The sequence below is a fragment of the Enterobacter cloacae complex sp. S3 genome (genome assembly GCF_014930495.1).
Lineage (GTDB): Bacteria > Pseudomonadota > Gammaproteobacteria > Enterobacterales > Enterobacteriaceae > Enterobacter > Enterobacter asburiae_B.
Window position 1 is genome coordinate 88222 of record NZ_JADBRD010000021.1, and the last position, 21051, is coordinate 109272.

The following is a 21051-nucleotide window of genomic DNA, read 5'->3' on the forward strand; positions in this document are numbered from 1 at the left end:
ACCAACTGAGCTATTCCCGCAAATCTGCACTGCTTTTGTTGCTGTCGTAACGTGTAATTCTCTGTCGTTACGGGAGGCGCATTATACGAGAAATCCTTTTAGCTGCAACCCCCCTTAAAGCGATTTTTTCGAAATTAAGTTCAAATGCTTAATTAATCGGCAAGCTGAACAATTTAACGACAAAAACCCGGCCACGCAAGGCGCCGGATCGCAAAATCACAGCTTAATAAAGTTTTCGCGGTAGTAGGAAAGCTCCGCCACGGACTCACGGATATCGTCCATCGCCTGGTGAGTCCCCTGCTTTTTAAAGCCGTCGAGGATTTCAGGCTTCCAGCGACGCGCCAGCTCTTTCAGAGTGCTGACATCCAGATAGCGGTAGTGGAAATATGACTCCAGCTCCGGCATGTACTTAAACAGGAAACGGCGATCCTGGCCGATGCTATTCCCACAGATAGGCGATTTGCCTGCCGGAACCCACTGTTTCAGGAACTCAAGTGTCGCCAGCTCCGCCTCGCGATCGCCGAACGTGCTAGCCTTCACGCGCTCTACCAGGCCACTGCCGGTGTGGGTGCGCACGTTCCATTCATCCATCAAAGCCAGCTGGTCGTCGGACTGATGCACCGCAATCGTTGGCCCTTCAGCCAGGATATTCAGGTTAGCGTCCGTCACCAGCGTTGCAATTTCAATGATGCGATCGCGCTCGGGATCCAGCCCGGTCATTTCGAGATCGATCCAAATCAGGTTGTTTTCATCCGCGCTCATGTTATTTTCCACCCTTCTCGCATAACCGGCAGTAGCAGGTTAACTAGTATTAATTAGAGTGTATCATAGAGGTTTTGCCCCTTACGGGCGACCAGGAGCCAGCGCGATTGAGTAAAAATAAACTCTCCAAAGGGCAGCAGCGCCGCGTAAACGCCAACCACCAGCGCCGTCTTAAAACCACTTCGGAGAAGCCGGATTATGACGACAACCTGTTTGGTGAAGCGACAGAAGGCGTAGTCATCAGCCGTTTCGGTATGCATGCCGATGTCGAATCCGCCGACGGGGATATCCACCGTTGCAATATCCGTCGCACCATCCGTTCACTGGTTACCGGCGATCGCGTGGTCTGGCGACCGGGTAAAGAGGCGGCGGAAGGCGTTACGGTAAAAGGTATCGTTGAAGCGGTTCATGAGCGCACGTCCGTGTTAACCCGTCCCGATTTCTACGACGGGGTCAAACCTATTGCCGCCAACATTAACCAGATCGTCATTGTTTCGGCGATTTTGCCCGAACTTTCGCTCAACATTATCGACCGATATCTCGTCGCCTGCGAAACGCTGCAGGTTGAACCGATTATCGTGTTGAACAAAATCGATCTGCTGGATGACGACGGCATGGCCTTCGTGAATGAGCAGATGGATATCTACCGCAAGATTGGTTACCGCGTGCTGATGGTCTCCAGCCACACCAAAGATGGCCTTAAACCGCTGGAAGAGGCGCTGACCGACCGCATCAGCATCTTTGCGGGCCAGTCCGGCGTGGGTAAATCGAGCCTGCTGAACAACCTGCTCGGCCTCCAGCAAGAGATCCTGACCAACGATGTGTCCAACGTCTCTGGCCTGGGCCAGCACACCACCACCGCCTCGCGTCTGTATCATTTCCCGCACGGCGGCGACGTGATCGACTCCCCGGGGGTGCGTGAGTTCGGTTTGTGGCACCTTGAGCCGGAACAAATCTTTAACGGATTTGTCGAATTCCATGATTATTTAGGCGCCTGTAAATACCGCGACTGTAAGCACGATAACGACCCAGGCTGCGCTATCCGTGAAGCGGTTGAGAAAGGCGAGATCGCGGAAACCCGCTTCGAGAATTACCACCGCATTCTTGAGAGCATGGAAGACGTAAAAACGCGTAAAAACTTTTCTGATTCTGATAACTGACAACTAAGCTAAGCATCGCTAAAATCGTCCCCTTTTTTCAGGTTCCGGCGGCTAAACGCCGGATCAGGAACGACAAAACAATGGCCTGGAGGCTACCTTGTTAAACGCATTTAAACTTTCGCTTCAATACATTCTGCCAAAACTGTGGCTCACTCGCCTGGCGGGCTGGGGCGCAAGCAAACGCGCGGGCTGGCTGACCAAACTGGTCATCGACCTTTTCGTAAAATATTACAAGGTCGATATGAAAGAGGCGCAGAAGCCGGATACCGCCAGCTACCGCACCTTCAACGAGTTCTTCGTACGCCCGCTGCGTGACGAAGTGCGCCCGCTGAACACCGACCCTAACGTCCTGGTGATGCCGGCAGACGGCGTGATCAGCCAGTTGGGTAATATCGAAGACGACAAAATCCTGCAGGCGAAGGGCCATAACTACAGTCTGGAAGCGCTGCTGGCGGGTAACTACCTGATGGCGGATCTGTTCCGCAACGGTACGTTTGCCACCACCTATCTTTCACCGCGCGACTACCATCGCGTGCACATGCCGTGTAACGGTATCCTGCGTGAAATGATTTACGTCCCGGGCGACCTGTTCTCCGTAAACCACCTGACCGCGCAGAACGTGCCGAACCTGTTTGCCCGCAACGAGCGCGTCATCTGTCTGTTCGATACTGAATTTGGCCCTATGGCGCAGATTCTGGTGGGTGCGACCATCGTAGGCAGCATCGAAACCGTCTGGGCGGGCACCATCACCCCACCGCGCGAAGGCGTGATCAAACGCTGGACCTGGCCTGCCGGTGAAGCGGAAGGCTCGGTGGCCCTGCTGAAAGGTCAGGAGATGGGTCGCTTCAAGCTGGGCTCTACCGTAATCAACCTGTTTGCGCCGGGCAAAGTGAAGCTGGCTGAACAGCTCGAAAGCCTGTCGGTCACCAAACTGGGCCAGCCGCTGGCGGTCTCTACCGAAACCTTCGTTACGCCGGATGCAGAACCAGCGCCGCTACCGCAGGAAGAGATCAACGCCGAGCACGACGCCAGCCCGCTGGTTGACGACAAAAAAGACGAAGGCTAACAACAGAAGGATCGCTGACGTGCGCCCGATTATCGTTCTACTGATGGCCTGGTGCCTCAGCATGGGGGCGTACGCAGCGACAGCCCCCGACGCCAAACAGATAACCCAGGAACTGGAGCAGGCAAAAGCGGCTAAACCCGCTCAGCCAGAGACCGTCGAGTCGCTCCAGGCTGCCCTGAACGCGCTTGAGGAGCGAAAAGGCTCTCTTGAGCGCGCTCAGCAGTATCAGCAGGTTATCGACAATTTCCCCAAACTCTCGCAGACGCTGCGCGCGCAGCTCAATAATTTGCGTGACGAACCGCGCGACGTGCCCGCAGGCATGACCTCCGATGCCCTGAACCAGGAGATCCTGCAGGTCAGCAGCCAGCTTCTGGAAAAGAGCCGCCTTGCCCAGCAGGAGCAGGAGCGAGCGCGTGAAATTGCCGACTCCCTCAGCCAGCTTCCGCAACAGCAAACCGATGCCCGCCGCCAGCTTAATGAAGTTGAGCGTCGCGTGGGTACGCAAAGCGGCAATACGCCACAGGCTCAGGCTCAAAATCTGGGCCTGCAGGCAGAATCGGCTCGCCTGAAGGCCCTTGTCGATGAGCTGGAGCTGGCGCAGCTTTCCGCCAATAACCGCCAGGAACTGTCGCGGATGCGCTCTGAACTCGCTCAGAAGCAGAGCGAGCAGCTGGATGCGTATCTCCAGGCCCTGCGCAATCAGCTCAACAGCCAGCGCCAGCGTGAAGCGGAGCGCGCGCTGGAAAGCACCGAACTGCTGGCGGAAAACAGCGAAAACCTGCCTGCCGGTATCAACGAACAATTCAGGGTCAACCGCGAGCTTTCTGCCGCACTGAATCAGCAGGCGCAGCGCATGGATCTGGTTGCCTCGCAGCAGCGTCAGGCGACCAATCAAACCCTTCAGGTTCGCCAGGCGCTCAACACCCTGCGCGAGCAGTCCCAGTGGCTCGGGTCATCAAACCTGCTGGGCGAAGCGTTGCGCGCCCAAGTCGCGCGCCTGCCGGAAATGCCGAAACCGCAACAGCTGGATACCGAGATGGCCCAGCTGCGCGTTCAGCGACTGCACTTTGAAGATCTTCTCAATAAACAGCCGCAAATCCGCCAGATCCGTCAGGCTGACGGCCAGCCCCTGACCAGCGAGCAAAACCGCATTCTGGAAGCCCAGCTGCGTACCCAGCGTGAACTGCTGAACTCTCTGCTCCAGGGCGGGGATACGCTGATTCTGGAGTTGACCAAGCTAAAAGTCTCCAATAGCCAGCTGGAAGATGCGCTGAAAGAGGTGAACGAGGCTACGCACCGTTATCTCTTCTGGACGTCCGACGTGCGCCCGATGACCTTCTCGTGGCCGATTGAGATTGTCCAGGACCTGCGCCGCCTGATTTCGCTGGACACCTTTAGCCAGCTGGGACAGGCAAGCGTGATGATGTTCACCAGCAAAGAGACCATTTTCCCGCTGCTGGGGGCGTTGATTCTGGTGGGCTTCAGCATTTACTCGCGCAGACATTTCACCCGCTTCCTGGAACGTTCCAGCTCCAGGGTCGGGAAAGTCACCCAGGATCACTTCTGGCTGACGTTACGCACCGTATTCTGGTCGATTCTTGTCGCCTCCCCGCTGCCGGTGCTGTGGATGACGCTGGGGTATGGCCTGCGGGAAGCCTGGCCTTATCCGCTCGCGGTCGCGATTGGCGATGGCGTCACCGCCACGGTGCCGCTGCTGTGGGTGGTCATGATTTGCGCCACCTTCGCGCGCCCCAATGGCCTGTTTATCACCCACTTTGGCTGGCCGCGTAATCGCGTTGCGCGCGCCATGCGTTACTACCTGATGAGCATCGGGCTGATTGTGCCGCTGATTATGGCGCTGATCATGTTCGATAATCTCAACGACCGGGAGTTCTCAGGCTCGCTGGGGCGCCTCTGCTTTATGCTGATATGCGGGGCGCTGGCCATCGTCACGCTCAGCCTGAAACGCGCGGGTATTCCGCTCTATCTCGATAAATCCGGCAGCGGCGAAAACATGTTCAACCGGCTGCTCTGGAACCTGCTGCTTAGCGCGCCGCTGTTTGCGATGCTGGCAGCCGCGGTGGGCTATCTGGCAACCGCGCAGGCGCTGCTGGCGCGGCTGGAAACCTCGGTGGCCATCTGGTTCCTGCTGCTGGTGGTGTACCACGTGATCCGCCGCTGGATGCTGATCCAGCGCCGCCGTCTGGCCTTTGACCGAGCCAAGCATCGCCGGGCGGAGATCCTCGCCCAGCGCGCGCGGGGTGAGGAAGAGCCAAACCACGTCAACAGTACGGAAGGCACAACGGAAGCGGACGAAGTCGAACTGGATCTGGATGCCATCAGTACCCAGTCCCTGCGCCTGGTTCGTTCCATCCTGATGCTGATTGCCCTCCTGTCGGTGATCTTCCTGTGGTCCGAGATCCACTCCGCATTTGGCTTCCTGGAGAACATCTCGCTCTGGGACGTGACGTCTACGGTGCAGGGCGTTGAAAGCCTGGAGCCGATTACCTTAGGGGCGGTGCTGATTGCCATTCTGGTGCTGATCATCACCACGCAGCTGGTGCGCAACTTCCCGGCGCTGCTGGAGCTGGCGCTGCTGCAGCATCTGGATTTAACGCCGGGGACGGGCTATGCGATTACGACCATTACCAAATATCTGATCATGCTGTTTGGCGGGCTGGTTGGCTTCTCGATGATCGGTATTGAGTGGTCGAAGCTGCAGTGGCTGGTGGCGGCCCTTGGTGTAGGGTTAGGTTTCGGCTTACAGGAGATCTTCGCCAACTTCATCTCTGGCCTGATCATTCTGTTCGAAAAACCGATACGTATTGGCGATACCGTAACGATTCGCGATCTGACCGGCAGCATCACGAAGATCAACACCCGTGCGACGACGATCAGCGACTGGGATCGGAAAGAGATCATCGTGCCAAACAAGGCGTTTATCACCGAGCAGTTCATCAACTGGTCGCTGTCAGACTCCGTTACCCGCGTGGTGCTGACGGTACCGGCGCCGTCGGACGCCAACAGCGAAGAGGTCACCCAGATCCTCTACACTGCCGCTGAGCGCTGTTCGCTGGTAATCGACAACCCGGCGCCGGAAGTATTCCTTGTGGATTTACAGCAGGGGATCCAGATTTTCGAGCTGCGCATCTACGCCGCCGAAATGGGACACCGTATGCCGCTGCGCCATGAGATCCACCAGCTGATTCTGGCGGGCTTCCGCGAGCACGGTATTGATATGCCGTTCCCGCCGTTCCAGATGCGTCTCGAAAGCCTGGACGGGCGTAAAACGGGAAGAACGCTGACGTCAGCGGCGCGTACGCGTCCGGCGGGAAGTTTGTAAGGTAAGCGGGGCAACCCTCTCCCGCGGGAGAGGGTTGACTGCCGTCAGGCGCGATCTACGGTAAACGCAATCACATCGCCAAGCTGCTCTGCGCCCAGGGCCAGCATCACCAGACGGTCAACACCCAGCGCCACGCCGGAGCAATCCGGCAGACCTGCTTTTAATGCTTCAAGCAAATTCACATCAATAGGCTGCTGCGGCAGACCGCGCGCGGCGCGCTTGCGGTTATCCTGCTCGAAGCGCTGCTGCTGCTCGCGGGCATCCGTCAGTTCGTGGAAGCCGTTCGCCAGCTCGATGCCTTTGTAATAGACCTCAAAACGCTCTGCGACACGATGATCTTCGGTACTGATCTGCGCCAGCGACGCCTGGCTTGCCGGGAAGTGATAGACAAAGGTCGGACGGTCTTTGCCAATCTGCGGTTCTACACCGAAGGTAAACAGCAGCTGCAGCAGCGTGTCGCGATCCTCTTCGGTATCCGCCACGTTGCTGAGATCCAGTTTTGCCGCCACTTCGCGCAGCTGGGTTTTGTCCGCCGACAGCGGATCGATTTCCAGATGGCGCTGGAAAGCCTGCTGATAGGATAGCGTTTCGGCTTCCGAGCAGTCCAGCACCTGCTGGAGCAGATCGTCCACCTCATTCATCAGACGGTACATATCATAATGCGGGCGGTACCACTCCAGCATGGTGAATTCCGGATTGTGGTGACGACCCATCTCTTCATTACGGAAGCTGCGGCACAGCTGATACACCGGGCCACACCCCGCCGCCAGCAGGCGTTTCATGTGGTATTCCGGGCTGGTCATCAGATACAAATTCATGCCCTGAGAGTGGCCGGGGCCAACAAAACGGGTTTCAAACGGCACCAGATGAATATCCGTTACCGTTGCCTGACTCATGCACGGCGTTTCCACCTCCAGGACTCCGCGGTCGGCAAAGAAACGGCGGATCTCCGCCATAATTGCAGCGCGTTTTAACAGATTAGGGATGGATGCGCTCGGCTGCCAGGTGGCCGTTTCGCTCATGAGTTGTTCTCCGATTTCAGACAAGGGCACGAAGTCTACTCGTTAGCAGGGGCAGAGACAAATTTTGCGCAGTAAAAAAGCGCGTTTCATTTAGGTGAACTTTTTCGTGACGTATTTCATCAATCTTCATGATAAATCGCCGTACAGAACAGCAAAAAAATCGAACACGTCAAATTTCCCTGACATCTACACGGTTATACTGTTTTACCCATAAAGGAGCAGTGGAAACGCTTTCGCAATCGTCCTTTTGGACGGGTGAACTACCTTTAGTTTGTCGCGTTGCGAAATAACAAAAATCTGGAGGAATGTCGTGCAAACTTTTCAAGCCGATCTTGCCGTAATAGGCGCTGGCGGGGCTGGATTACGTGCTGCGATTGCTGCAGCACAAGCTAATCCCAACGCTAAAATCGCATTGATTTCAAAAGTCTATCCAATGCGTAGTCACACAGTGGCAGCAGAAGGAGGATCCGCCGCCGTTGCGCAGGATCATGACAGCTTTGAATACCATTTCCACGACACGGTTGCAGGGGGCGACTGGCTTTGCGAGCAGGATGTCGTTGACTACTTTGTGCATCATTGTCCCACGGAAATGACCCAGCTTGAACAGTGGGGATGTCCGTGGAGCCGCCGTCCTGACGGCAGCGTCAACGTTCGCCGCTTTGGCGGTATGAAGATTGAACGCACCTGGTTCGCCGCCGATAAAACCGGCTTCCACATGCTGCACACCCTGTTCCAGACCTCCCTTCAGTTCCCACAAATTCAGCGCTTCGATGAACATTTCGTCCTCGACATTCTGGTTGATGACGGACAGGCGCGTGGCCTGGTGGCGATGAACATGATGGAAGGCACGCTTGTCCAGATCCGCGCCAACGCGGTAGTGATGGCAACGGGCGGTGCGGGTCGCGTTTATCGTTATAACACCAACGGCGGCATCGTCACCGGTGACGGCATGGGCATGGCGCTCGGTCACGGCGTACCGCTGCGCGATATGGAGTTCGTGCAGTATCACCCAACCGGTCTGCCGGGCTCCGGCATTCTGATGACGGAAGGCTGCCGCGGTGAAGGCGGTATTCTGGTCAATAAAAACGGCTACCGCTATCTGCAGGATTACGGCATGGGCCCGGAAACCCCGCTCGGCGAGCCGAAGAACAAATACATGGAACTCGGCCCGCGCGACAAAGTCTCTCAGGCCTTCTGGCACGAGTGGCGCAAAGGCAACACCATCTCCACGCCGCGCGGCGATGTGGTCTATCTCGACCTGCGTCACCTTGGCGAGAAGAAACTGCTGGAACGTCTGCCGTTCATCTGCGAGCTGGCGAAAGCTTACGTCGGCGTCGACCCGGTGAAAGAGCCGATTCCGGTGCGTCCAACCGCGCACTACACCATGGGCGGGATCGAAACCGACCAGCAGTGCGAAACCCGTATTAAAGGCCTGTTCGCCGTCGGCGAGTGTTCCTCCGTGGGTCTGCACGGCGCCAACCGTCTGGGGTCTAACTCGCTGGCAGAGCTGGTCGTCTTTGGCCGTATGGCGGGCGAGCGCGCGATGGAGCGGGCGGCTACCGCAGGCGAAGCCAACGGTGCCGCGCTGGATGCGCAGGTAGCAGACGTTGAAAAACGCCTGAAAGATCTGGTGAACCAGGAGGGTAACGAGAACTGGTCTAAGATCCGCGACGAGATGGGCCTGTCGATGGAAGAAGGCTGCGGTATTTACCGTACGCCAGAGCTGATGCAAAAAACCGTCGACAAGCTGGCGGAACTGCAGGAGCGCTTTAAGCGCGTGCGCATCACCGATACCTCCAGCGTATTCAACACCGACCTGCTCTACACCATTGAGCTGGGCCACGGTCTGAACGTCGCGGAATGTATGGCGCACTCTGCGCTGGCGCGTAAAGAGTCGCGTGGGGCCCACCAGCGTCTGGACGAAGGCTGTACCGAACGTGACGACGTCAATTTCCTGAAACACACTCTCGCCTGGCGCGATGCAGATGGCACCACACGTCTGGACTACAGCGACGTGAAAATCACCGCGCTGCCGCCGGCTAAACGCGTGTACGGTGCAGAAGCAGAAGCCGCCGAGAAGAAGGAGAAGGCGAATGGCTGAGATGCAAAAAATGAAGGTTGAAGTGGTGCGCTACAATCCGGAAGTGGACGCCGCACCGCACAGCGCTTTCTATGAAGTCCCTTATGACGAGCAAACCTCCCTGCTGGATGCGCTCGGCTATATCAAAGACAACCTGGCGCCAGACCTGAGCTACCGCTGGTCCTGCCGTATGGCAATCTGCGGCTCCTGCGGCATGATGGTCAACAAGGTGCCGAAGCTGGCCTGCAAGACCTTCCTGCGCGAGTACACCAAAGGCATTAAGGTCGAAGCGCTGGGCAACTTCCCGATTGAACGCGATCTGGTGGTCGATATGACCCACTTTATCGAAAGCCTGGAAGCGATTAAGCCGTACATCATTGGTAATCCGCGCACGCCGGATCAGGGGCCAAATACCCAGACGCCGGCTCAGATGGCGAAATACCATCAGTTCTCCGGCTGCATCAACTGCGGCCTGTGCTACGCAGCCTGTCCACAGTTTGGCCTGAACAAGGAGTTCATCGGCCCGGCCGCCATTACCCTGGCACACCGCTATAACGAAGACAGCCGCGACCACGGCAAAAAAGAACGTATGGCGCAGCTTAACAGCCAGAACGGCGTCTGGAGCTGTACCTTTGTGGGTTACTGCTCCGAAGTGTGTCCGAAGCACGTCGACCCGGCCGCCGCAATTCAGCAGGGTAAAGTAGAAAGCTCGAAAGACTTTCTTATCGCTACCCTGAAACCACGCTAAGGAGTGCATGATGACGACTAAACGCAAAGCCTATGTGCGGCCTGTGCCGTCCACCTGGTGGAAAAACCTGCCGTTTTATCGCTTCTACATGCTGCGTGAAGGCACGGCGGTACCGGCGGTCTGGTTCAGCCTTGAGCTGATGTACGGCGTTTTTGCCCTCAAGCATGGTCCGGAAGCCTGGGCCAGCTTTGTCGGTTTCCTGCAAAACCCGATCATTGTTGTTCTGAACCTGATCGTGCTCGCAGCCGCGCTGCTTCATACCAAAACCTGGTTTGAACTGGCGCCAAAAGCGGCGAACATCATCATAAAAGACGAGAAAATGGGGCCAGAGCCGGTGATTAAAGGGCTCTGGGCAGTGACGATTCTGGTCACTGTGGTCATTCTGTTTGTCGCACTGTTCTGGTAAGGAGACACCTGTGATCAATCCAAATCCAAAACGTTCTGACGAGCCGGTCTTCTGGGGCCTGTTTGGCGCAGGCGGCATGTGGAGTGCCATCATCGCCCCCGTCATCATTCTGCTGGTCGGCATTATGCTGCCGCTGGGGCTGTTCCCGGGCGATGCGCTGAGCTACGAGCGCGTACTGGCGTTCGCGAGCAGCTTTATCGGCCGCGTGTTCATCTTCCTGATGATCGTCCTGCCGCTGTGGTGTGGTCTGCACCGTATTCACCATGCAATGCATGATCTGAAAATCCATGTACCGAGCGGGAAATGGGTGTTCTACGGTCTGGCGACCATCCTAACCGTGGTGACGCTGATTGCCGTGGTCACCATCTGACGCTTCTGGCCCGCCATCCGGCGGGCCTTTTATTTCTGCATCTTCCCCACCAGCCACTGGGCAAACTCGCGCATTGCGGGCGTTTCTGTCCGTGACTGTAGTCTTGTGAGCCAGTAGCTGCCGAGGTCAATCTGCGTTGCAAACGGCTGCACGATGCGTTCGCTGCTGAGTAAATGGGTAAACATGTCGACAGGCGCAATGGCAATCCCTGTGCCTGCCTGCGCGGCTTCCAGCATGGTCACGGACGAATCAAACACCATCACCCGGTGCGTCGGCGAGGGAGAGTGTTCGCCCGCTGCCTGCATCCACGCAGCCCACTCGTCGCGCCGGTAGGAGCGCAGCAGGGTAAACTTCAGGATATCTGCCGGGCTTTTTAGACAGGAGGCAATGTCGGGTGTACAGAGCGCAGACAGCGGCGCAGGGCAAAGGAATTCAGCATCGGTTCCATGCCACGCGCCGCCACCGTAGCGAATGGCGTAATCAAGCCCTTCAGCCGCCGGGTCGACGCGATTGTTATGGGTGGAAAGCTGAAGATCAATATGCGGATAGCAGCGGCGAAAGTCCGCAAGCTCAGAGAATAAAACCCCCGTAGCAAAGGTTCCTACCACACCTATTTTGAGCTTCTCCTGAGCGCGCTGGCTGGCAAAGCGATCCAGCATTCCGGCGATACGATCGAACGAGTCATTCAGCACCGGCAGCAAATTCTCGCCTTCGGTGGTCAACATCAGCCCACGCGAAACGCGGACAAACAGCTGGCAATTAAGGTGCTGCTCCAGCGCCTTTACGTGCTGGCTAATCGCGGAATGGGTGACGTTCAGCTCGATAGCGGCATGCGTAAAACTGAGATGCCTGGCGGCTGCTTCAAACGCCCGCAGGGAATTAAGAGGGAGATAGCTGCGCGTCATGGTCTCGTCCGTTAGAAAAATTAACAGCTAATGCTAAATTTAACCGTTTGTCAGCCATAGTCAAATCCAACAGACTACAGCGGTCTGACGGGCCCGGACACACCCTTGAACTGCTATTACGGAAGATAACTGATGATGACTAAATCCCTTTGCTGCGCCCTGCTGCTCAGCACCTCCTGCTCGGTATTGGCTGCCCCGATGTCAGAAAAACAGCTGGCTGAGGTGGTGGAACGTACCGTTACGCCGCTGATGAAAGCTCAGGCCATTCCGGGTATGGCGGTGGCGGTGATTTATCAGGGTCAGCCGCACTACTTTACCTTCGGTAAAGCCGATGTTGCGGCGAATAAACCTGTCACCCCACAAACCTTATTCGAGCTGGGCTCTATAAGTAAAACCTTCACCGGCGTACTGGGCGGCGATGCCATTGCTCGGGGTGAAATATCGCTGGGCGATCCGGTGACCAAATACTGGCCTGAACTGACAGGCAAGCAGTGGCAGGGGATCCGCATGCTGGATCTGGCAACCTATACCGCAGGAGGTTTGCCGTTACAGGTACCGGATGAGGTCACGGATAACGCCTCTCTGCTGCGCTTTTATCAAAACTGGCAGCCGCAGTGGAAGCCGGGCACTACGCGTCTTTACGCCAACGCCAGCATCGGTCTTTTTGGCGCGCTGGCGGTCAAACCTTCCGGCATGAGCTATGAGCAGGCCATAACGACGCGGGTCTTTAAGCCGCTCAAGCTGGACCATACCTGGATTAACGTTCCCAAAGCGGAAGAGTCGCATTACGCCTGGGGATACCGCGACGGTAAAGCGGTACACGTTTCGCCAGGCATGCTGGACGCTGAAGCCTATGGCGTAAAAACCAACGTGCAGGATATGGCAAACTGGGTGATGGTCAACATGAAGCCGGACTCGCTTCAGGATAGTTCACTCAGGAAAGGCATTACCCTGGCGCAGTCTCGCTACTGGCGCGTAGGTGCCATGTATCAGGGTTTAGGCTGGGAAATGCTTAACTGGCCGGTCGATGCCAAAACCGTGGTTGAAGGTAGCGACAATAAGGTGGCGCTGGCACCGCTGCCTGCGAGAGAAGTGAATCCACCGGCGCCCCCGGTCAATGCGTCATGGGTCCATAAAACAGGCTCTACCGGCGGGTTTGGCAGCTACGTGGCGTTTATTCCCGAAAAGCAGCTCGGCATTGTGATGCTGGCGAATAAAAGCTATCCGAACCCGGCACGCGTTGAGGCGGCATACCGTATCCTCGACGCGCTGCAGTAAAACATTGCCGGGTGGCGCTAACGCTTACCCGGCCTACAAAATCCACGGGGTGGCCACCCGGCGAAACACACCGCACAAAAACCACATTTTCCTTGCCGTCATCTACACTTAACAAAAAACAGTAAGGAAACTCCTATGCGCATTCTGCCTGTTATCGCCGCGGTGACAGCCGCGTTTTTAGTGGTTGCCTGCAGTTCCCCTACCCCACCTCCAGGCGTTACCGTCGTCTCGCCTTTTGATGCACAACGCTTCCTTGGAACATGGTATGAAATCGCGCGCCTCGACCATCGGTTTGAGCAGGGCTTAGAGAAGGTCACCGCGAATTACAGCCCGATGGATGATGGCGGTATTCAGGTGATCAACCGGGGCTATAATCCCGATCGGGAGATGTGGCAGCAGTCGATTGGGAAAGCGTACTTCACGGGCGACCCGCGACGGGCCGCGCTCAAAGTCTCTTTCTTCGGCCCGTTTTATGGCGGCTATAACGTGATCGCGCTCGACAGAGAGTACCGTCACGCGCTGGTCTGCGGGCCGGATCGCGACTATCTGTGGATACTTTCCCGCACGCCAACTATTTCGTCAGAAATGAAACAGCAAATGCTGGACGTCGCGACCCGGCAAGGGTTTGATGTGTCAAAACTCATCTGGGTAAAACAGCCCCATTAATGGGTGCTGAGCTTCAGCCCAACGATGCCGGCCACAATCAAGGCGAGGCTGGCGATACGCGCCAGACTCGCTGACTCTCCCAGCAGCAGAATGCCGGTGATGGCGGCCCCCACCGCACCAATGCCCGTCCAGACGGCATAAGCCGTTCCCACAGGCAGCGAGCGCATCGCCCAGGATAACAGGACAATACTCACGATCATTGCGGTGACGGTTATGACGCTGGGCGTCAGGCGGGTAAATCCGTGGGTGTACTTGAGACCAATTGCCCATACCACTTCGAGCAGGCCAGCAATAAAAAGAATGATCCAGGACATTTCAGGCTCCTTAACTTAATTCAAGTTGGGGCCGTCCCCGGTGAAAGAAACGCTTACGGGTCGTCCCGTAAGGCAGAGATTACGCCCCATATTGTGGTTAGCGTGCTATTTTTTTTCAATCATTTTTTGCTGAACACGTTAAGGCAAGAAATAGCCGCAGTATGGCGCGTAGTTCCGGCATTTAGCACTCATCCGACTTCTCTATGATGATGTGCTTTCTGATGGCAGGAAGCCAAACCACTAGCCGACTGCGAATAAAATATGTTCAAAATTCTTTTGATTGACCGTTGTCACTTCACCCGCACGGGGTTTGAAGCATGGCTCAATCATTCCGGTTTGTTCCCAGGACACTACGTTGTGACCGGGCTAAATAATCTGTTCCTTGCCAGGGAGCACATTCTGCAATGGAAACCCACGCTGGTCATCGCCGACCTGTACGGCTTCAGGCAGGATATTCATCATTTTCAGCAGCTCTCGTCCTTGCTTAACGCCAGTGAACGATTACCGTTTATTATGCTGCAATCGGGAGAGGACCGCGGCATGACCGACTGGCTCGGACAGTTCCCGGTGTGGTCGTCGCTGTTGAAAAACGCCAGTCTCGAAGAAGTGGCAACGACTATCAACGACGCATTAAACTCGCGCGCCAGCGCTGAAAGGCCAACGGCAGCCGCCCCCTTGCTGACCCGGCAGGAAGAGAAAGTGCTGACATTGTGGATGGATGGGGCAAGCAATCAAAAAATTGCCGCTCACCTGAGTATCAATGGCAAAACGGTCTATACCTACAAACGCAATATCCGCATGAAACTGCATATGGATACGCGTTTTTCTCCGTTTTTATCCCTGCAGGAATCAGAAAGCTGACGGTACGAAACCCGCTGGTCTCGTACCGTATGTTAATTACTGCTGAGCTTTAGTTGCCGCACCAGAGATTGCGCTACCACCTTCAGAAATATCCTGACCGACGCCACGCGTGGTATTACAGGCCGTTAACACTGAAGAAAGTACCAGGACTGAAAAGATCGCTGCAATTGTCTTCTTAACCATAATATCTTCCTTTTATAGCCAAAGTTGTTTTGTGTATAGCAACTTAAGAATAGACAAGATCCCGCCGGTTGACGGAAAAGGAAGCATTTTTAGGAAAATTAGACGAACTTAGCTGGCGGCGTGAGAAATGATATGACCGAGATCCTGGATATCTTGTCCCATTCCACGGGTGGTGTTACAGCCGGAAAGCAATGCACTGGAAAGCGCTAACAGAAGCAGAATTTTAACGGTACGTTTCATCATCCCTGCCTGCAAAAATCAGGCGCAGCGGGCGCTGCGCCTTCAATCATGACGTAAATTACTTCACGCGGGATACGTATTCGCCGGAGCGGGTATCCACTTTGATCACTTCGCCAGTCTGTACGAACAGTGGAACTTTAACCACTGCGCCGGTAGACAGTTTGGCTGGTTTACCGCCGGTACCTGCGGTATCACCTTTCAGACCTGGATCGGTTTCAACGATTTCCAGTTCTACGAAGTTTGGTGGGGTCACAGCGATAGGCTGGCCGTTCCACAGGGTCACGATGCACTCAGCCTGATCCAGCAGCCATTTAGCGCTATCACCTACCGCTTTCTCATCAGCAGACAGCTGTTCGAAAGTGGAGTTGTTCATGAAATGATAGAACTCACCGTCGTTGTACAGATAGGTCAGGTTCATATCAACAACATCAGCGCCTTCAGCGGAGTCAGTAGACTTGAAGGTTTTCTCAACACGGGTACCGGTCAGCAGACGGCGCAGCTTAACGCGTGCGAATGCCTGGCCTTTACCTGGTTTAACGAATTCGCTGGCTTCAACCGCGTACGGTTCGCCGTCCATCATGATTTTAAGACCAGCACGAAAATCGTTGCTATAGTACGTTGCCATAAGGCCCTCTAAATTTGTTAACTGGTAGCTAAGCCACAAAATGGCGCATATTGTAACCCTAAACACCCCGTCCAGAGAAGATTGGTTATCGCAACTTGCCGATGTAATCACCAGTCCTGATGAATTGCTGCGTCTTTTAGACCTCGATCAGCACCCAGAGTTGCTTGCAGGCCGCGAGGCAAAACGCCTTTTCGCCCTGCGCGTTCCCCGTGCGTTTGTGGCGCGAATGGAGAAAGGCAACCCCGACGATCCACTTTTAAAACAAACGCTTACTTCGCAGGATGAGTTTGTCACCGCGCAGGGATACAGCACCGATCCGCTGGAAGAGCAGAACAGCGTGGTGCCGGGTTTATTGCACAAGTATCTCAACCGCGCCCTGCTGCTGGTAAAAGGCGGTTGCGCGGTAAATTGTCGTTATTGCTTCCGTCGGCACTTCCCGTATGCCGAAAACCAGGGCAATAAACGCAACTGGCAGGTCGCGCTGGACTATATCGCCGCCCATCCGGAGCTGGATGAGATTATTTTTTCCGGCGGTGACCCGCTGATGGCAAAAGATCATGAGCTGGACTGGCTGTTGACCCAGCTTGAAGCCATTCCGCACGTTAAGCGCCTGCGTATTCACAGCCGTTTACCGATTGTCATTCCGGCACGTGTCACTGACGGACTGGTGTCACGCCTGGAGCAGTCAAGATTGCAGGTGCTGCTGGTGAACCATATTAACCACGCGAATGAAATTGACGATGACTTTCGCGCGGCGATGGCGCGTCTGCGTAAAGCGGGCGTGACGCTGCTGAACCAGAGCGTGCTGCTGCGCGGCGTCAATGACAGCGCCCGCGTGCTGGCCGACCTGAGCAATGCCCTGTTTGATGCGGGCGTGATGCCCTATTACCTGCACGTGCTGGATCGCGTTCAGGGCGCGGCCCATTTCATGGTGACGGATGAAGAAGCCCGGCAGATTATGCGCGAACTGTTAACGCTGGTTTCAGGCTATATGGTGCCGAAGCTGGCACGCGAGATTGGCGGAGAGCCGAGCAAGACGCCGCTGGATCTGCAGCTGCGGCAGCGCTAGTTTCCCCGCACCCTAACCCTCTCCCACAGGGAGAGGGAAAAAGGCAATCAGTTCGGGCACTTGTAGACCTGGCCGTTCATCTGGCTGGCGGTCGGCACGAAGCTGGACAGCATACTCTGCGTTGGGCTGCTCACGCCGTAAATCACGTTACCGCCCATTGCCGCAGCCTGGTTACGCAGGGCATTCGCCGCACCGCGCATCGAGCCACCTTCTTCGCCATGCTGACCTGACATCCAGTTACTTTGCTCACCGGTTGCCGTGCCTAACAGCTGGCATTCACTGCCAGGCTTATCTTCCACAAAGCGAACGCCCTGGCCCGCTGCCGACAGCTCATTGCTGGAGCTACAACCCGCCAGCAGCAATGCTGCCCCTACAATCCCTGCACAGACTTTTACGCGCATGTTATTCCTCGTTTTCAATAAGCTGGACAGTAGTTGTCCGTGTGTAAATCTTATACCTAAAAGATGACCAAAAGAAAAACCCCCGAGCATTTCTGCCCGGGGGTTTTTCACATTCTACGACGTAGAACGCACGATTACATCATGCCGCCCATACCGCCCATGCCGCCCATGCCAGCAGCACCTAAGTCTGGTGCATCGCCTTTAGGCATATCGGTGACCATGCACTCGGTGGTGATCATCAGGCCAGCGACAGATGCCGCGTACTGCAGAGCAGAACGGGTCACTTTCGTTGGATCCAGGATACCGAAGTCGATCATGTTGCCGTATTCTTCAGTTGCTGCGTTGTAACCGTAGTTACCTTCGCCCGCTTTCACGTTGTTCGCAACCACAGATGGCTCTTCACCGGCGTTAGAAACGATCTGACGCAGAGGAGCTTCCATTGCGCGCAGCGCAACTTTGATACCCACGTTCTGATCTTCGTTCTGTGCGGTCAGGCCTGCCAGTTTAGCGGCGACACGCACCAGCGCAACACCACCACCAGCAACCACGCCTTCTTCTACCGCAGCACGGGTCGCGTGCAGGGCATCGTCAACGCGTGCTTTTTTCTCTTTCATTTCAACTTCGGTCGCTGCACCGACTTTGATTACCGCAACGCCGCCAGCCAGTTTCGCTACGCGCTCCTGCAGTTTTTCACGGTCGTAATCGGAAGTCGCTTCTTCGATCTGCTTACGGATCTGACCCACGCGGCCCTGAATAGCGGCTTCTTCACCCACGCCATCAATGATGGTGGTGGTGTCTTTGTTGATCACAACGCGTTTCGCCTGGCCCAGGTCTTCCAGGGTCGCTTTTTCCAGCTCCATACCGATCTCTTCAGAGATCACGGTACCGCCGGTCAGGGTAGCGATATCCTGCAGCATCGCTTTACGGCGATCGCCGAAGCCAGGTGCTTTAACCGCAGCCACTTTCACGATGCCGCGCATGGTGTTAACCACCAGGGTCGCCAGCGCTTCGCCTTCAACGTCTTCAGCGATGATCACCAGCGGCTTGCCTGCTTTCGCAACGGCTTCCAGCACTGGCAGCATTTCGCGGATGTTGGAGATTTTCTTGTCAGCCAGCAGGATGAACGGGCTTTCCAGCTCAACAGCGCCAGTCTCTGGCTTGTTGATGAAGTATGGGGACAGGTAACCGCGGTCGAACTGCATACCTTCAACCACATCCAGTTCGTCTTCCAGACCGGTACCATCTTCAACGGTGATCACGCCTTCTTTACCGACTTTGTCCATCGCTTCAGCGATCAGTTTACCTACGGTTTCGTCGGAGTTAGCGGAGATAGTACCAACCTGAGCAATGGCTTTAGAGTCAGAGCACGGTACGGACAGCGCTTTCAGCTCTTCAACAGCGGAGGCGACAGCTTTGTCGATACCACGTTTCAGATCCATTGGGTTCATGCCCGCAGCAACGGCTTTCAGACCTTCGGTGATGATTGCCTGCGCCAGTACGGTCGCGGTAGTGGTGCCGTCACCTGCAGCGTCGTTCGCTTTAGAGGCAACTTCTTTCACCATCTGCGCGCCCATGTTTTCGAACTTGTCTTCCAGCTCAATTTCACGTGCTACAGAAACACCATCTTTGGTGATGGTTGGCGCGCCGAAGGATTTATCCAGCACTACGTTGCGGCCTTTCGGGCCCAGAGTCACTTTAACTGCATCTGCCAGTACGTTTACGCCGCGGAGCATTTTTACACGAGCGTCGTTACCGAATTTTACGTCTTTAGCTGCCATGTTCTTATTTCCTCAAATTCTCGTGCGTAAATTACGCTTCAACAATTGCCAGAATGTCGCTCTCGGACATGATCAACACTTCTTCATTGTCGATCTTCTCGGATTTCACGCCGTAGCCATCGTTGAAAATTACGATGTCACCAACTTTAACGTCCAGTGGCTGCACAGTTCCGTTTTCCAGGATGCGGCCCTTACCGACAGCGATGATTTCGCCACGCGTTGATTTGGCTGCTGCAGAACCGGTCAGAACGATGCCGCCAGCAGACTTGGTTTCAACTTCTTTACGTTTGACGATCACACGATCATGTAACGGACGAATACTCATTGATAGCTCTCCTTTGAGAAAGTCATTATCAGTTATGGATGACGCCGGCCCGCATGCGGTTTTCCGACTAGTGCCCTGAGAGATGGGGATAGCTTTTTCCCCCTTCAAGGGGGAGTCGAAAAAAAATTTGCGAAAGTGTTACCATCGCCTCTCTTTTGGTACTGGCAGGGCGATGTGAATGAGTGGACTCAAGCAGGAGCTGGGGCTGGCGCAGGGCGTCGGACTGCTCTCAACCTCCTTGTTAGGTACGGGCGTGTTTGCCGTACCCGCACTGGCGGCGCTGGTGGCTGGAAATAACAGCCTATGGGCGTGGCCTGCGCTGATTGTATTAGTTTTCCCGATAGCCATTGTATTCGCCATCCTGGGGCGGCATTTCCCCAGCGCGGGCGGCGTGGCGCACTTTGTCGGACTGGCCTTTGGCCCGCGGCTGCAGCGTGTTACCGGCTGGCTGTTTCTCTCCGTCATTCCGGTTGGCCTTCCTGCGGCGTTGCATATTGCGACCGGTTTTGGTCAGGCGCTGTTTGGCTGGCATAACGAGCAGTTATTGCTGGCCGAACTGGGTACGCTGGCGATCGTCTGGTGGGTGGGCTCTCGCGGCGCCAGCTCCAGCGCCAACCTGCAGACGCTGGTTGCGGTACTGATTGTCGCGCTCGTTGTCGCAATCTGGTGGGCGGGCGATATCACAATAAAGGAAATTCCCTTCCCTGCGCTGACCGACGTCGACCATTCCCAGCTTTTCGCCGCGCTCTCCGTCATGTTCTGGTGTTTTGTCGGCCTGGAAGCCTTTGCCCATCTGGCCTCTGAATTTAAGCAGCCTGAACGCGATTTCCCCCGCGCGTTGATGATAGGCCTGCTGCTTGCTGGCACGGTCTATTGGGCGTGTACCGTGCTGGTCTTACACTTCCACGCGTTCGGAGCGGATCTCGCCGCCGCGGCATCGCTGCCGGGTATCGTGGTGGAACTGTTCGGCGTGAAGGCGCTATGGATCGCCTGTGTCATCGGCTATCTCGCCTGTTTTGCTAGCCTCAATATTTATATCCAGAGCTTTGCCCGGCTGGTGTGGTCGCAGGCGCTCGACAAACCTGAGAATCGCCTCGCACGCCTGTCTAAACGCCAGCTTCCGCTGAATGCCCTGAATGCCGTACTGGGCTGCTGCGTGGTGAGCACGCTGTGTATTTACGCACTGAAGATCAATCTGGACGCGCTGATCGTCTACGCCAACGGCATTTTCATCATGATCTACCTGCTGTGCATGCTGGCGGGATGTCGTTTGCTGAAAGGTCGCTATAAAGCTCTGGCGGTCGTCGGGGGTTTGCTTTGCCTGCTGTTGCTGGCGATGGTGGGATGGAAGAGTCTGTACGCGATTGTCATGCTGGCAGGGCTGTGGGTGTTTTTGCCGAAGCGCGGTGCGCTACCGGAAGCCCGGTAGGCGAAGCGCCACCGGGCAAC

General features: G+C 55.9%; 22 protein-coding genes. 12 read left to right on the plus strand and 10 right to left on the minus strand.

All coding sequences use genetic code 11. The features are described from left to right. Positions 1 to 216: 216 nt before the first annotated feature. On the minus strand, positions 217 to 762 hold the full coding sequence (orn, locus tag IM317_RS13915) for an oligoribonuclease (RefSeq protein WP_023310130.1): 546 nt from the start codon (positions 760 to 762) through the stop codon (positions 217 to 219). 107 nt (positions 763 to 869) lie between these two features. Here orn and rsgA point away from each other — a divergent pair, with 107 nt between their 5' ends. The 3 genes from rsgA (at position 870) to mscM (ending at position 6331) form a co-directional block, all read left to right on the plus strand. Continuing rightward, positions 870 to 1922, plus strand: a complete 1053-nt coding sequence (gene rsgA, locus IM317_RS13920) for a small ribosomal subunit biogenesis GTPase RsgA (RefSeq protein ID WP_023334242.1) — start codon at positions 870 to 872, stop codon at positions 1920 to 1922. Positions 1923 to 2019: 97 nt separating this feature from the next. Further along, entirely contained in the window at positions 2020 to 2988 is a 969-nt protein-coding gene (asd, locus tag IM317_RS13925) for an archaetidylserine decarboxylase (protein ID WP_033144458.1), read from the plus strand. Between the two features lie 19 nt (positions 2989 to 3007). After that, positions 3008 to 6331 (plus strand): miniconductance mechanosensitive channel MscM, encoded by a 3324-nt coding sequence (gene mscM, locus IM317_RS13930; protein ID WP_033144457.1) that lies wholly within the window; start codon positions 3008 to 3010, stop codon positions 6329 to 6331. A 44-nt stretch (positions 6332 to 6375) separates the two neighbouring features. Here mscM and epmA read toward each other — a convergent pair whose 3' ends face one another. After that, complete coding sequence (gene epmA, locus IM317_RS13935; RefSeq protein ID WP_024907345.1) at positions 6376 to 7353, minus strand: elongation factor P--(R)-beta-lysine ligase; 978 nt, start codon at positions 7351 to 7353, stop codon at positions 6376 to 6378. 310 nt (positions 7354 to 7663) lie between these two features. Between epmA and frdA the strand changes: the two genes are divergently transcribed. Genes frdA through frdD form a run of 4 tightly spaced genes read left to right on the plus strand, consistent with a single transcriptional unit; the run spans position 7664 to position 10957 of the window. Then, positions 7664 to 9454: a fumarate reductase (quinol) flavoprotein subunit gene (frdA, locus tag IM317_RS13940; protein WP_033144456.1), complete on the plus strand. Its 1791-nt coding sequence runs from the start codon at positions 7664 to 7666 to the stop codon at positions 9452 to 9454. Then, positions 9447 to 10181 carry a succinate dehydrogenase/fumarate reductase iron-sulfur subunit gene (locus IM317_RS13945; protein ID WP_023310124.1) on the plus strand — a complete coding sequence of 245 codons (735 nt, stop codon included), beginning with the start codon at positions 9447 to 9449 and terminating at the stop codon, positions 10179 to 10181. The genes frdA and IM317_RS13945 overlap by 8 nt, the downstream gene beginning before the upstream one ends. 10 nt (positions 10182 to 10191) lie before the next feature. Further along, positions 10192 to 10587, plus strand: coding sequence for a fumarate reductase subunit FrdC (frdC, locus tag IM317_RS13950; RefSeq protein WP_032662400.1), 396 nt, complete (start codon positions 10192 to 10194; stop codon positions 10585 to 10587). Between the two features lie 10 nt (positions 10588 to 10597). Further along, complete coding sequence (gene frdD / locus IM317_RS13955) at positions 10598 to 10957, plus strand: fumarate reductase subunit FrdD (RefSeq protein ID WP_000609653.1); 360 nt, start codon at positions 10598 to 10600, stop codon at positions 10955 to 10957. A gap of 29 nt (positions 10958 to 10986) precedes the next feature. On the opposite strand, the gene ampR is transcribed toward frdD, so the two are convergent. Beyond that, entirely contained in the window at positions 10987 to 11862 is an 876-nt protein-coding gene (gene ampR / locus IM317_RS13960; RefSeq protein WP_033144455.1) for a LysR family transcriptional regulator AmpR, read from the minus strand. A gap of 132 nt (positions 11863 to 11994) precedes the next feature. Between ampR and blaACT the strand changes: the two genes are divergently transcribed. Further along, on the plus strand, positions 11995 to 13140 hold the full coding sequence (gene blaACT, locus IM317_RS13965; protein ID WP_033144454.1) for an ACT family cephalosporin-hydrolyzing class C beta-lactamase: 1146 nt from the start codon (positions 11995 to 11997) through the stop codon (positions 13138 to 13140). A gap of 135 nt (positions 13141 to 13275) precedes the next feature. Next, positions 13276 to 13806, plus strand: coding sequence for a lipocalin family protein (locus IM317_RS13970; protein WP_023310119.1), 531 nt, complete (start codon positions 13276 to 13278; stop codon positions 13804 to 13806). Here the strand turns inward: IM317_RS13970 and sugE are convergent. Next, positions 13803 to 14120 carry a quaternary ammonium compound efflux SMR transporter SugE gene (sugE, locus tag IM317_RS13975; RefSeq protein ID WP_008502938.1) on the minus strand — a complete coding sequence of 106 codons (318 nt, stop codon included), beginning with the start codon at positions 14118 to 14120 and terminating at the stop codon, positions 13803 to 13805. The genes IM317_RS13970 and sugE overlap by 4 nt on opposite strands. Before the next feature lie 261 nt (positions 14121 to 14381). Here sugE and IM317_RS13980 point away from each other — a divergent pair, with 261 nt between their 5' ends. Beyond that, positions 14382 to 14981, plus strand: coding sequence for a LuxR C-terminal-related transcriptional regulator (locus IM317_RS13980; protein ID WP_033144453.1), 600 nt, complete (start codon positions 14382 to 14384; stop codon positions 14979 to 14981). Positions 14982 to 15017: 36 nt separating this feature from the next. Here IM317_RS13980 and ecnB read toward each other — a convergent pair whose 3' ends face one another. From ecnB to efp, 3 genes are all read right to left on the minus strand, one after another. Then, a complete protein-coding gene (ecnB, locus tag IM317_RS13985; RefSeq protein WP_003025482.1) occupies positions 15018 to 15164 on the minus strand; it encodes a lipoprotein toxin entericidin B in 147 nt (48 codons plus the stop codon). A 108-nt stretch (positions 15165 to 15272) separates the two neighbouring features. Beyond that, positions 15273 to 15404, minus strand: coding sequence for an entericidin A/B family lipoprotein (locus tag IM317_RS13990; RefSeq protein WP_024907352.1), 132 nt, complete (start codon positions 15402 to 15404; stop codon positions 15273 to 15275). 58 nt (positions 15405 to 15462) lie between these two features. After that, positions 15463 to 16029: an elongation factor P gene (efp, locus tag IM317_RS13995; RefSeq protein ID WP_010427766.1), complete on the minus strand. Its 567-nt coding sequence runs from the start codon at positions 16027 to 16029 to the stop codon at positions 15463 to 15465. A 40-nt stretch (positions 16030 to 16069) separates the two neighbouring features. Between efp and epmB the strand changes: the two genes are divergently transcribed. Next, a complete protein-coding gene (gene epmB / locus IM317_RS14000) occupies positions 16070 to 17098 on the plus strand; it encodes an EF-P beta-lysylation protein EpmB (protein WP_033144452.1) in 1029 nt (342 codons plus the stop codon). A 47-nt stretch (positions 17099 to 17145) separates the two neighbouring features. Here epmB and IM317_RS14005 read toward each other — a convergent pair whose 3' ends face one another. The 3 genes from IM317_RS14005 to IM317_RS14015 form a co-directional block, all read right to left on the minus strand. Next, positions 17146 to 17499, minus strand: coding sequence for a DUF4156 domain-containing protein (locus tag IM317_RS14005; RefSeq protein WP_023310115.1), 354 nt, complete (start codon positions 17497 to 17499; stop codon positions 17146 to 17148). 134 nt (positions 17500 to 17633) lie between these two features. Continuing rightward, complete coding sequence (gene groL / locus IM317_RS14010; RefSeq protein ID WP_014882201.1) at positions 17634 to 19277, minus strand: chaperonin GroEL; 1644 nt, start codon at positions 19275 to 19277, stop codon at positions 17634 to 17636. Positions 19278 to 19308: 31 nt separating this feature from the next. Further along, positions 19309 to 19602, minus strand: a complete 294-nt coding sequence (locus tag IM317_RS14015; RefSeq protein WP_003855929.1) for a co-chaperone GroES — start codon at positions 19600 to 19602, stop codon at positions 19309 to 19311. 178 nt (positions 19603 to 19780) lie between these two features. On the opposite strand from IM317_RS14015, the gene yjeH reads away from it, so the two are divergent. Beyond that, positions 19781 to 21031, plus strand: a complete 1251-nt coding sequence (gene yjeH / locus IM317_RS14020) for an L-methionine/branched-chain amino acid transporter (RefSeq protein WP_033144451.1) — start codon at positions 19781 to 19783, stop codon at positions 21029 to 21031. The last annotated feature ends 20 nt before the right edge of the window (positions 21032 to 21051 follow it).